This window comes from Burkholderia sp. Ap-955, assembly GCF_011753045.1.
In the GTDB taxonomy this organism is placed as follows: domain Bacteria; phylum Pseudomonadota; class Gammaproteobacteria; order Burkholderiales; family Burkholderiaceae; genus Burkholderia; species Burkholderia lata_D.
Genome location: NZ_VWWH01000141.1, coordinates 1 through 12,068, shown reverse-complemented (window position 1 = coordinate 12,068; position 12,068 = coordinate 1). Strand labels below are relative to the sequence as shown.

General features: G+C 66.8%; 12 protein-coding genes and 1 pseudogene. 2 read left to right on the top strand and 11 right to left on the bottom strand.

Features of this window, described 5'->3' with window-relative positions; all coding sequences use genetic code 11:
• Window positions 1-1,306, bottom strand: a 1,306-nt coding sequence (locus tag F3J15_RS35395) for a M48 family metalloprotease (protein WP_166897132.1), incomplete at its 3' end; no start/stop codon positions are given.
• A 270-nt stretch (window positions 1,307-1,576) separates the two neighbouring features.
• On the opposite strand from F3J15_RS35395, the gene moaC reads away from it, so the two are divergent.
• Window positions 1,577-2,065, top strand: coding sequence for a cyclic pyranopterin monophosphate synthase MoaC (moaC, locus tag F3J15_RS35390; RefSeq protein ID WP_166897129.1), 489 nt, complete (start codon window positions 1,577-1,579; stop codon window positions 2,063-2,065).
• Between the two features lie 146 nt (window positions 2,066-2,211).
• Here the strand turns inward: moaC and F3J15_RS35385 are convergent, their stop codons facing one another.
• The 9 genes from F3J15_RS35385 to recA form a co-directional block, all read right to left on the bottom strand.
• The gene (locus tag F3J15_RS35385; protein ID WP_089446333.1) at window positions 2,212-2,562 is read right to left on the bottom strand and encodes a TonB family protein; all 351 of its coding nucleotides are present in this window, start codon (window positions 2,560-2,562) and stop codon (window positions 2,212-2,214) included.
• A gap of 453 nt (window positions 2,563-3,015) precedes the next feature.
• Window positions 3,016-4,794: a Wzy polymerase domain-containing protein gene (locus F3J15_RS35380; RefSeq protein WP_089446694.1), complete on the bottom strand. Its 1,779-nt coding sequence runs from the start codon at window positions 4,792-4,794 to the stop codon at window positions 3,016-3,018.
• Between the two features lie 153 nt (window positions 4,795-4,947).
• Window positions 4,948-5,544, bottom strand: a complete 597-nt coding sequence (locus tag F3J15_RS35375) for a pilin (RefSeq protein WP_069248768.1) — start codon at window positions 5,542-5,544, stop codon at window positions 4,948-4,950.
• Window positions 5,545-5,641: 97 nt separating this feature from the next.
• The gene (locus tag F3J15_RS35370; protein ID WP_089446334.1) at window positions 5,642-6,346 is read right to left on the bottom strand and encodes a TerC family protein; all 705 of its coding nucleotides are present in this window, start codon (window positions 6,344-6,346) and stop codon (window positions 5,642-5,644) included.
• Between the two features lie 156 nt (window positions 6,347-6,502).
• Window positions 6,503-7,384 (bottom strand): succinate--CoA ligase subunit alpha, encoded by an 882-nt coding sequence (sucD, locus tag F3J15_RS35365; RefSeq protein WP_006477916.1) that lies wholly within the window; start codon window positions 7,382-7,384, stop codon window positions 6,503-6,505.
• 69 nt (window positions 7,385-7,453) lie between these two features.
• Window positions 7,454-8,620: an ADP-forming succinate--CoA ligase subunit beta gene (gene sucC / locus F3J15_RS35360; RefSeq protein ID WP_011353083.1), complete on the bottom strand. Its 1,167-nt coding sequence runs from the start codon at window positions 8,618-8,620 to the stop codon at window positions 7,454-7,456.
• Window positions 8,621-8,688: 68 nt separating this feature from the next.
• Window positions 8,689-9,297, bottom strand: coding sequence for a DUF2889 domain-containing protein (locus F3J15_RS35355; RefSeq protein WP_166897125.1), 609 nt, complete (start codon window positions 9,295-9,297; stop codon window positions 8,689-8,691).
• Between the two features lie 146 nt (window positions 9,298-9,443).
• Window positions 9,444-10,313 carry a recombination regulator RecX gene (gene recX, locus F3J15_RS35350; protein ID WP_166897122.1) on the bottom strand — a complete coding sequence of 290 codons (870 nt, stop codon included), beginning with the start codon at window positions 10,311-10,313 and terminating at the stop codon, window positions 9,444-9,446.
• Window positions 10,313-11,386 carry a recombinase RecA gene (recA, locus tag F3J15_RS35345; RefSeq protein ID WP_089446337.1) on the bottom strand — a complete coding sequence of 358 codons (1,074 nt, stop codon included), beginning with the start codon at window positions 11,384-11,386 and terminating at the stop codon, window positions 10,313-10,315. The genes recX and recA overlap by 1 nt, the downstream gene beginning before the upstream one ends.
• Before the next feature lie 66 nt (window positions 11,387-11,452).
• Here recA and F3J15_RS35340 point away from each other — a divergent pair, with 66 nt between their 5' ends.
• Window positions 11,453-11,971, top strand: coding sequence for a response regulator (locus tag F3J15_RS35340; protein ID WP_345891972.1), 519 nt, complete (start codon window positions 11,453-11,455; stop codon window positions 11,969-11,971).
• Here F3J15_RS35340 and F3J15_RS35335 read toward each other — a convergent pair.
• Window positions 11,941-12,068 (bottom strand): annotated as a pseudogene (locus tag F3J15_RS35335) (3-deoxy-7-phosphoheptulonate synthase); the annotation flags it as partial. The gene F3J15_RS35340 and the pseudogene F3J15_RS35335 overlap by 31 nt on opposite strands.

Here is a 12,068-nt window from a genome sequence, read left to right as displayed (position 1 = left end):
CCGCGTCGTCGGCTCGCCCCGCGCGGCGCGCGATGTCGGCGGCCAGGACGTCGAGGCTCGGCGAGCTCGTCGCCGGATCGTCCTCGCGCCGCTCGCGCGCGTCGAACGCGCTGCGTGCCGACGCGAGCGCCTTGCCGGCCGCGTCGTATTCGCCGAGCAGCGCATCCGCGAGCGAGATGCCGTACCAGTTCGCCGCGACGTTCGGCGCGGTGCGATCGTCGATCTCGAACTGCATCCGTCGCGCCTCCGCCGCGATGTCGGTCGGCGCGCGGTTCTGCAGGACGCGCAGCCGCGCACGCACGAACCCGTATTCGGGCGACTGGCGCGGCTGCCGGTACGGCGCGCGGCGCGCGCGATCCTCCATGTCGGCGATCCGCTCGCCGGTCAGCGGGTGCGTGCGCGCGTACGCCGGCACGCCCGCATCGCCCATCGACGCGCGGTCGAGCCGCTCGAAGAAGCCCGGCATCCCGTACGGGTCGTAGCCCGCGCCCACGAGCAGCTGGAAGCCGACGCGATCGGCCTCGCGCTCGGCCGAACGCGAGAAGCGCAGCTGGTTGTCCACCGCATACGCCTGCCCGCCCACCGCGATCGCGCTGCCGAGGTCGCCGCTTCTCGCGAGCACGCCGGCCAGCACGCCGAGCAGCATCGTCGCGAGCGCCGTATAGCCGGTCTTCTCGTTCGCACCGATCATCCGCGCGATGTGCCGCTGCAGCACGTGCCCCATCTCGTGGCCGACCACCGATGCGAGTTCCGACTCCGTCTGTGTCGTGACGACGAGCCCGCTGTTGATCCCGATGAAGCCGCCCGGCATCGAGAACGCGTTGATCTGCGGATCGCGCACGGGGAACAGGTCGAAGTCCGGCGTGTAGCCGCCGATGAAGCGCGCGGCCGCCGCGGCCGCGAGCCGCGCCGCCATCGCGTTCAGGTAGTCGCGCACGAGCCAGTCGTCGAGATAGTCGGGATCGCGCCGCACTTCGCGCATCACGCGCTCGCCGAGCCGGCGCTCGGCCTGCGGCGTCAGCGAACCGCCGGAACCGTCGCCCAGGTCGGGCAGTTCCAGCGAGCGCAGCGGCGCACGCAGGCTCGCGGCGGGCGCGGACGCGCCACCCGTATCCGAAAACCGGCTCTCCGCGCCGCCGTACGTGCCGAACACGCCGGCCGCGATGCCGGACGGCACGGTGGAAATCGACCGCGCGCCGCCGGCCGCCGATTCGAGCGGCGGCGCGGACGCGCTCTGCGCATGGCCGCTCGGCGGCAATGCGAGCGCCACCGACAGCGACACGGCAAGCAACTGTTTGACACGCATGGCAGGATGAAAACGACGCCGTCCCGCGCGCCGGGCGCGCATCGCGGCGTTTGGTCTGAATATTCGGGTCATTGTACCGGCGGCAACGTGACTGTCCCGTGCGGCATCGGCGCCATCTGCATACCCGGCGCCGCGAATGCCACTGCTATGATAGGCGCCCGTTGAACCGTTGGATCGGATCGGGGCGCAGAGACGAGATTCGATGCCCCGGCCAATCGCGATGCGCGATCGCGGGACGTGCTCGCGCACGCCGTTCCACTAGAGGAAGACATGTCAGGACTCACCCATTTCGACGCCGCCGGCCATGCGCACATGGTCGACGTCGGCGGCAAGCAGGAAACCCAACGCATCGCGATCGCGCGCGGCACGATCCGGATGCTGCCGGCCACATTCGCGCTGATCCGCGACGGCAAGGCCAAGAAAGGCGACGTGCTCGGCGTCGCGCGCATCGCGGCCATCCAAGGCGCCAAGCGCACGGCCGACCTGATCCCGCTGTGCCATCCGCTCGCGCTGACGCGCGTGGCCGTCGAGTTCGAACTCGACGACGCGCTGCCGGGCGTCCACTGCGTCGCGCAGGTCGAGACGTTCGGGCGCACCGGCGTCGAGATGGAAGCGCTGACCGCCGTGCAGGTCGGGCTGCTGACCGTCTACGACATGTGCAAGGCCGTCGATCGCGGGATGGTGATCACCGATGTGAGCGTGCGCGAGAAGCGCGGCGGGAAGTCGGGGGACTGGAAGGCGGAGGATCCGGCGGGTTAAGCACCCACGGCAACATCAGCCATTCACCGGGGCATCGTCGGCCGTAGCGACCGCATGCGTCGACAGTCGGCGGCCGTGCACCACGAAGTGGCCAACAGGGAACGAAACCGGACGACAACCCGTGTGCGGGCAGCCCCCCTCACGCATCACTGGCCGCGCTGCGGCTCGAACACGAACGGTTGGGTCAGCAGGAACGGGTTCGCGGTCGCGCCCGTCTGCACGCAGCTCGCGTGCGTCATCGCGTCGACGGCCGCGCGGTCGGCCGCCGCATTGCGGCTGCTCGTCGTCACGGTGACGTTCTGCGCTTCGCCGGACGTCGTCATCAGCGCGCGCACGAGCACGGTCGCCGGGCGCGTGAGCGGCTTCGCAGTATCCGGATAGACGGCGCGTGGAATGTGACAGGTCAGCTTGCTTTCCTGCGACGACGACAGCATCGCGCAGCCGGAAAACAGCATCGCGACGGCGGGCAGGATCAGGTAGGTCGAGCGAATAGCCATGGTCGAATATCGTTCTTGAGCACTGTTCCGGACACACGCGCCGCGCACCGGAACACGTCGCCCGGCCGCATTGCATGCATCACACTGCGCCGCGGCCATCGGACCGGCGCCCCGTTACGGCCGCACGGCCGATCGATGCTCGGCCGCGATCCTGCATGGCGGACTTCCCGGGTGGCCGGGGTGTTGCCTGTGTTCGCGCTGCCCTCGCCTCACACGGGTCGGCACGCTAGCGCTTTCGCGCATTGTGCACGCCCAGCCCGGCGAGCGGCGGCAATTTGACAATGGTTGACGCGAATCGCCGGGTCTTCAGCCGGAATCCATGCAATCCGCGAGGTAATCGATGCGCGGCCGGATTCGCCGGGTTGCGCCGGGCGCTGACGCCGGACGCGCACCGCTGCTCCGTCACGGCGCGGCACATGCCGGAATTCCCCGTTCCGGCAGGTGCTGCGCGCATCAATCCGAATCGTCGTCGTCCTCGTCGTCGGCCGCATCGGCCGGCACTTCGCCGTATTTCGCGACGACCGCCGCCTTGAACGGCTTCAGCGCCGGCTGCTGATCGCACAGCTTGTACAGCGCGGCCAGTTGTTGCGGCCAGTCCTTCAACTCCTTCGCAAACACGTGCAGGCGCGCGACGGTGTCGAGCGCGTCGGCCTCGCGGCCGGCCAACGCCTGCAGCACCGCATAGCGGCGCAGCACCGTCTCGCCGGGCAACAGCGCGATCGCGCGCTCATGCGCGGCGAGCTTGGCCGGCAGGTCGTCCGCCGAAATCGGGAGCAGCGTGGCCGCACCGTATTCGCCCCACGCGCCGAACAGCAGCGACGGCGCATCGCGGTACTGCGCAGCCGGATCGCTGCCGTAATACAGCACTTCCGCGCGCTGGTAGTCGCGCAGCACCGGCACCGCCGCCAGCACGCCGCCGACCGACAGCACCGCGAACAGCCCGAACGCCGCACGCCCTGGCAGGATGCGCAGCGACTTCACCTCGAGCAGCCCGATCACGAACATGGCCGGCAACAGGAAGAACATGTACTGCTGCGGATACTCGACCAGCGCGTGCATCAGCAGGATGCCGATCAGCGCGAAGCCGAACACGCGCATGCTCGACTGCGGCGCGCGCACCGCACGCACGAACCACGTCACGAGCGCGACGACGAGCACGCCCAGGCCGACGAGGCCGGATTTCGCGAGCAGGTCGATGAAGATGTCGTGCGAGTTGTTCGCGATCTCGACGCCGCCGAGCGAGCGCACGAGCGCGAACTGGTGCGACGGGAATTCGCCCCAGCCGACACCGAGCAGCGGATGTTCGCGGAACATCGCGAGCCCGTACTTCCACAGCGCGAGGCGCGGCGCGATCTGCCCCGCGTCACGCATCCGGTCGGCCGCGGATTCCGCGAGACCCAGGTGATAGTGGACGTTCGCCCAGCGCACCGCGACGTTCACCGCGATGAACGCCACCGCGAGCACGACCGGAATCGCCCACGCACGCGCATTGCCCGGCGCGCGGCGCGATTCGAGCCACGCCATCCAGAAGCCCGCGACGACCATCACCGCGACCTGCAGCCACGGCCCGCGTGACACCGTCAGCGCCAGACCGACGGACAGCACGATCGACAGCGCGAGCCATGCCCATACCGCGAGCCGGCGCGTCTGCACGAGATACAGCGCGCCCGCGAGCGCGAACGCGATGTAGCTGGCCAGATGGTTCGCCTGCGCCATGTTGCCGTACGGACGGCGATCGACCGCGATGTTGTACACCACGACGAACGGCGACAGCGCCGACTCGAGGTGGAACAACTGCACGATCTGCGTTCCGACCGCGAACACGCCGCCGATGAGCAGCGCGCCGGCCATCATCCGCGACACGGCCTCGGCCAGCCCGTCGCGCGCGAGCGCATAGCCGGCCTGCATCGCGACCAGCGCGGCGGCGAGATAGCCGACCGCCAGCCAGTTCATCGACGGCACCTTGAGCGGGATCAGCGCCACCTGCGCGATGAGCACCACGGCGAACCCAAGCGGCGCGACGAACGCGGCCGGCGCCGCAAACGGCTCGGCCGGGCGGCCCGTGCGCGCGAGCAGCACGACGGACACCCCCACCAGCAGATACAGCACCAGCGCGGAAAACTCGGAATAGAAGGTCGGGATCGGATACGTGTGATTCGTGATCGCGTACGGCACGATCAGGGCGACAGCCAGCGCAACGAGCGGCAACGAACGGGAAAAAGTAGAAGGCATGAGCGAACCGGATGTCAGCAACCGGCGCACTATACAAAACTTTCCCCCCTCTGTGCGGAGCCTTCGCGCCACGACCCGACGCGGTGCGAAGGCTTCGGCCGGCTGAAGCGGCGGCCGGCATGCCGCCCGCGCCGCCCTGCTCCGCCACCGGCGCTACGCGCGGCACTCCGCCGGCGCATATTTCGCGGGCAGCGTCGCCGCTTCGCCCGGCAGTGGCCCGGCCCCCGGCGCGGGCAGTGATGACGCCCCCTTGCCGGCGGCGAAGCACTCCCACGCGATCGCGCCGGCCTGCATCGCGCCCTTTTTGAGCGGCACGCGTGCGGTGGGCGCGTCGGCCTTGTCGGGCGCGGACGGCACGAGCACCAGCGTATTGGTGCCGGCCGCGGCGACGCGCGTGGTGAACGCGACCGTGATCTGGCCGGTCTCGCCATCGATCACAACCGATTCGACGTTGCGGGTCGCGGCCGGCGGGCTGTAGCCGCCGTCGAGGCTCGCGCCGCTTGCGGCGTTGTCTGCAACGGCGAGCCGCGCGGACGACGCAAGCGCGAGCCCTTCGCCGACGCGCGAGCGCGCGAGGTAATCCTGGTACGCGGGAATCGCATAGGCCGCGATCACACCGACGATCGCCAGCACGATCATCAGTTCGATCAGCGTGAAGCCGGCCGGCCGCCAGCGCGGCGACGGCCGGTTCGCGCGCCGCAGATCGGCGGCGACGCGACGGAACAGGGAAACGGAAAAGGCTTCGAACATGGCAGGCTCCGGAAACGAAAAACGCCTGCCGATAAAGGCAGGCGTCTCGATCGTAGCCAGCGGGCCGTGAATCCGGCAGTCGGCCGGACGGCCAATGTCAGTGCGCGTGTGGTACGTCGCGGCGCTTCCTGAGCGTGTAACCGATCGCCACGACAAACAGCGCGCCCGCGATGCTCGCGCCGTAGAGGACCTCCGGCGTATCGAGCACCGGCCAGCGGTCGCCGACCGGGTCATTCACGATCAGCCCGCCCGCGATCCAGCCGAGCAGGCCCGCGCCGAATGCCACGAAGATCGGGAAACGGTCGAGCAGCTTCAGCACCAGCGTGCTGCCCCACACGATGATCGGCACGCTGACGACGAGCCCGAAGATCACGAGCGCGATCCGGTGCGACGGGTCGGCCTGTTCGGCCGCGCCCGCGATCGCGATCACGTTGTCGAGGCTCATCACCGCATCGGCAATCACGATCGTCTTCACGGCGTCCCACAGCCGGCTGGCCGGCTTGACGTCGTCGTGCGCGCCCTCGACCGGCGCCATCAGCTTGATGCCGATCCACAGCAGCAACAACCCGCCACCGAGCTTCAGGAACGGCATGTCGAGCATGGCGACCGCGAACGTGATCAGCGCGACACGCAGCAGGATCGCCCCCGCGGTGCCCCAGATGACGCCGCGCAGCCGCTGGTTCGCGGGCAGGTTGCGGCATGCGAGCGCGATCACGACGGCGTTGTCGCCGCCGAGCAGGATATCGATGATGACGATCTGGAGAACGGCGCCCCAGTGGAGCGACGTGAGGAATTCGAGCATGGCGTGACGGGCAGGACGGCGGCCGCCGGCGGGCGACCCGGTTCATTGCCGGCACATGCGCGATGCATGCCCGGTGCTTACGAATTCATTGCGCGAGCATAACAAAAAACGCCGGCAAAGCCGGCGTTTTCTGCAGGACGAACCCAGGTGGAAATATTACAGCGCCTTCTTCAGCAGACGGCCCATTTCCGACGGGTTGCGCGTGACGGTGATGCCGCACGCTTCCATGATTTCCAGCTTCGCTTCGGCCGTATCCGCACCGCCCGAGATCAGCGCGCCGGCGTGGCCCATGCGCTTGCCCGGAGGCGCCGTGACGCCAGCGATGAAGCCGACCACCGGCTTCTTCATGTTGTCCTTGATCCACTCTGCCGCATTGGCTTCGTCCGGACCACCGATTTCGCCGATCATCACGACTGCGTCCGTATCCGGATCGTCGTTGAACATCTTCATCACGTCGATGTGCTTCAGACCGTTGATCGGGTCGCCGCCGATACCGACTGCCGACGACTGGCCGAGGCCGAGTGCCGTCAGCTGCGCAACCGCTTCATACGTCAGCGTGCCCGAACGCGACACGACGCCGATGCGGCCCTTGCGGTGGATGTGACCCGGCATGATGCCGATCTTCAGTTCGTCCGGCGTGATCGTGCCCGGGCAGTTCGGCCCGAGCAGCAGCGTCTTGCGGCCTTCGCGACGCATGCGGTCCTTCACTTCGATCATGTCGCGCACGGGAATGCCTTCCGTGATGCAGATCGCGAGATCCAGGTCGGCTTCGACCGCTTCCCAGATCGCAGCCGCTGCGCCTGCCGGCGGAACGTAGATGACCGACACGGTCGCGCCGGTTTCTGCCTTCGCTTCCTTGACGCTTGCGTAGATCGGAATGCCTTCGAAGTCTTCGCCGGCCTTCTTCGGGTTCACGCCCGCGACGAATGCTTCGCGGCCGTTTGCGTATTCACGGCAGGCGCGCGTATGGAACTGACCGGTTTTGCCGGTAATGCCCTGCGTGATGACCTTCGTGTCCTTGTTGATCAGAATCGACATGTATTTTGACCTCTGTTCGATTGGCGTCGCGTATGAACCGCGCCGCCATGCGTGTTCATTAGCGCGCGCTTACTTGCCTGCGGCTGCCGCGACGACCTTCTGCGCAGCTTCTTCCATGCTGTCCGCCGAGATGATCGGCAGGCCCGAATCGGCCAGCATCTTCTTGCCGAGGTCCTCGTTCGTGCCCTTCATGCGCACGACGAGCGGCACGTTCAGGTTCACGGCCTTCGAACCGGCGATCACGCCTTCCGCGATCACGTCGCAGCGCATGATGCCGCCGAAGATGTTCACGAGGATCGCCTTCAGGTCCGGGTTCTTCAGCATCAGCTTGAACGCTTCGGTAACCTTCTCGGTCGTCGCGCCACCGCCGACGTCCAGGAAGTTCGCCGGCTCGCCGCCGAACAGCTTGATGGTGTCCATCGTCGCCATTGCCAGGCCTGCGCCGTTCACGAGACAGCCGATGTTGCCGTCGAGCGAGATGTACGCGAGGTCGAACTTCGACGCTTCGATTTCAGCCGGATCTTCTTCGTCCAGGTCGCGGTACGCGACGATTTCCGGGTGGCGGAACAGCGCGTTCGAGTCGAAGTTGAACTTCGCGTCGAGTGCGATGACCTTGCCGTCGCTGGAGACGTTCAGCGGGTTGATTTCAGCCAGCGATGCGTCGGTTTCCCAGAATGCCTTGTACAGGCCTTGCAGGATCGCGCGTGCTTGCGGAATCGAAGCAGCCGGCACGCCGATCTTCGCGGCGAGGTCGTCGGCTTGCGCGTCGAGCAGGCCCGTCGACGGCTCGACGATGACCTTGTGGATCAGTTCCGGGTGCTTTTCGGCGACTTCCTCGATGTCCATGCCGCCTTCGCTCGAACCCATCAGAACGATCTTTTGCGTCACGCGATCGACGACGAGGCTGACATACAGCTCCTGCTTGATGTCGGCGCCTTCTTCGACCATCAGGCGGTTGACCTTCTGGCCTTCCGGACCGGTCTGGTGCGTGACGAGCTGCATGCCGAGGATCTGGTTCGCGTATTCGCGGACCTGTTCGATCGACTTCGCCACCTTCACGCCGCCGCCCTTGCCACGGCCACCTGCGTGAATCTGAGCCTTCACGACCCATACCGGGCCGCCGAGCTCTTCTGCCACCTTGACGGCCTCGTCAACCGAGAACGCCGGCTTGCCGCGCGGTACCGCGACTCCGAATTTCCGCAGGATTTCCTTACCCTGGTACTCGTGAATCTTCATGCGTGATTCCCTTCAGTCTGAGAGTTGGATGAAAAGTCGCTTTAGACGCTTCTTCGAATGATTTCCGTTCATTCCTTCGTGCTGCCTTCACCGGGCACGTCCGGCCCGCTCGCGCCATACCAGCGCGGGTAGTACTGCCGCACGACCTCGCCGTCGAACCGCAACGCCCGGCAGCGGCCGAGCTGGAAAGGCGCTTCGTCGTGCACGCCGTCATGGTCCGACCCTTCGCCCCCCTCCTCGCGCACGTTCCACACGTCACCGGCGAACGCCTGGATCGCTGCCGTCGGCAGCACGGCGCACAGTTCGGTGAGATGGGAGCAGCCTGCGACGCCGGCGAGCAGCCGGTTCGCGTTGCGGCGGAAATTGCGGAAGAGATTGAGCCCGATGAGGGCCCGATAGGCGGGAGTGGCGGATTGACAGTGACCGGGATAGGGAACCCATTCCGAAGACGCTTCGGCGTCGACGACATTGAGGTCACGATCGATAGTCACGCGCAGCCAGAGTTCGTGGATCGGCAGGCCCTGGGGCCGGATGCCCGACGCAAGCGCGACATCGCGCGGCTTGTGGTCGGTCAGGCAGGCTTCGATGTCCCACAAGCCGTCGCCGCGCTCGTAAGCTTCCGCTCGGATTGCGCGTTGATGTCGCAACTGACGGGGCACGGGCTCGGATAGCGGCATGCTGGAGGTTGAGGCCGAAGAGGAAAACCCATGGATTTTAGCATATTGGGTATTTGAGACAGGTGGACGCGACGGCGGGTATTCCCGCCTGTCCGGAAGCGGTTGCGTTGCAGCAAAATCGCGCGCCACGCGCGCGATCAGCGCGGTCAGTCGTCGACCAGGAAATCGTCGCCGACCTTCAGCAACTTCACGATGGTCGCACTCGAGAAGCCGCGCGCGGCGAGAAAACGCGCCTGCTTCGCACGCTCGGCCGGCGTTTGCGGCAGTGCACCGAATTTCTTGCGCCAGACCGCCTGCGCACGCGCCCATTCGGTCTCGCGGAGTTGGGCATTCACCTCCTCGACGAGCGTGTCGCCCACCGCATGACGCTTCAGCTCGCTGACGATGCGTGCGACGCCGACACGCGACGCGCGACGATGCACGAGACTCTCGGCAAAGCGCGCATCGGACAGCCAGCCTTCCTGTTCCAGCGCATCGAGCACCGGCTCGACGGATTCGTCTTCGCCGACGTAGGGCGCGAGCTTGCGCGCGAGTTCCGTGCGACTGTATTCACGGCGGGATAGATAGCCGAGCGCGCGGCCCTTCAGCGATCGCTGAGGCTTCGATGACTTGCGCTCGGTAGCGCCCGGGGCGTCACCTGATGACGTGCCGGAAGAAGCACCCGGCGCGCGACGTGTGCGGCGCGGATGCTGACTGCTGCGCGTATAAACATCCTCCCTGGCCGGCGCCGATGCATCGGCTGCGCGATCGCCCGGGAAGCTGACACCGGAAACACGACGGCGGGAGCGGTCGTGCGCGTCGAACGATTCATCGTCGTCGAACGGATCGTCCGGTGCGGCAATCTCAAACGAAACGAGGGCATCGTCGGATGCCCTCGTCGCGGTGCGATTCGCGGCATCGCTGCCTGCGCCCCGCCGATCGGCGCCCGAGGATCCGGTTCGCCGGCCGGAGCGACCCGCCGTTTCGGGCACGTCGCTCTCCTCCGGCTCGCCAGCCTGACCTCGGCGCCCGACCATCACTCTTCTTCGTCCATCGCCTCGGCTTCGTCCTGGCCTGCACCATCGGGCATGGCGACCACGCCAAGCGATTCGCGAATGCGGTTCTCGATCTCGCGTGCGATTTCCGGATTCTCGCGCAGGAATTCACGCGCGTTGTCCTTGCCCTGGCCGATCTTCTCGCCGTTGTAGCTGTACCAGGCGCCGGCCTTGTCGACGATCTTCGCCTGCACGCCGAGATCGATGATCTCGCCCTGGCGCGAAATGCCTTCGCCATACAGGATGTCGAAGATCGCTTCGCGGAACGGCGGCGACACCTTGTTCTTGACGACCTTCACGCGGGTTTCGTTGCCGATCACCTCGTCATTCTTCTTGATCGAGCCGATCCGGCGGATGTCGAGACGCACCGACGAGTAGAATTTCAGCGCGTTGCCGCCCGTCGTGGTTTCCGGGTTGCCGAACATCACGCCGATCTTCATCCGGATCTGGTTGATGAAGATCACCAGGCAGTTCGTGCGCTTGATCGTGCCGGTCAGCTTGCGCAGCGCCTGCGACATCAGGCGGGCCTGCAGACCCGGCAGCGAATCGCCCATCTCGCCTTCGATTTCGGCCTTCGGCACGAGCGCCGCGACCGAGTCGATGACGATCATGTCGATCGAGCCCGAGCGCACCAGCGCGTCGGTGATTTCAAGTGCCTGCTCGCCGGTGTCCGGCTGCGAGATCAGCAGCTCCGGCACGTTCACGCCGAGCTTCGACGCGTACTGGACGTCGAGCGCGTGCTCGGCGTCGATGAAGGCTGCGGTGCCGCCGATCTTCTGCAGTTCGGCGATGACCTGCAGCGTGAGCGTGGTTTTACCGGACGATTCCGGGCCGTAGATTTCGACCACCCGGCCGCGCGGCAGGCCGCCGACGCCGAGCGCGATATCGAGACCGAGCGAGCCCGTGGACACGACCTGGATGTTCTCGGCCGCCTCGCCGTCGCCCATGCGCATGATCGAGCCCTTGCCGAACTGCTTTTCGATCTGGGCAAGCGCGGCGGCCAGCGCCTTGCTCTTCTCGGCGGTCATCCCGGAGCCCTTCTTGCTATCTTCCATGAATCGTCCTTTGCTATGATGAGCAGCGTCTGTTAGAGGCGCGCCACTTTCAAGCGCTGCCCACGAATGCAGACACTGTATAAAAAAACAGTGTTTTGTGCAAGCCCGCAATGCAGAGCGTTGTACACGAATAACTTCGGAGACAGCCGGCCGGCGCGAACGCCCCGCCGGCCATCGGTCAGCACCATGCGAATTCTCATCGCGGAAGACGACAGCATACTCGCGGACGGCCTCACCCGGTCACTCCGCCAATCGGGCTATGCGGTCGACCACGTGAAGACCGGTGTCGACGCCGATACCGCGCTGTCGATGCAGACATTCGACCTGCTGATCCTCGATCTCGGGCTCCCGAAAATGCCCGGGCTCGACGTGCTCAAGCGCCTGCGCGCCCGCAATTCCAATCTCCCCGTGCTGATCCTGACGGCCGCCGACAGCGTCGACGAGCGCGTGAAGGGGCTCGACCTCGGCGCCGACGACTACATGGCCAAGCCGTTCGCGCTCAACGAGCTCGAGGCGCGCGTGCGCGCGCTGACCCGGCGCGGCGCGGGCGGCGGCCCGACCGTCGTGCGCGGCTTCTCGAAGTAGACGCGCATCGTGATCAGCAGGTCGTCCTTCAGCGCATCGGCGGCGATCTTCAGGCGGCGCGCGTAATCGAGCGCCTGGTCGTGATCGTGGATCGAGC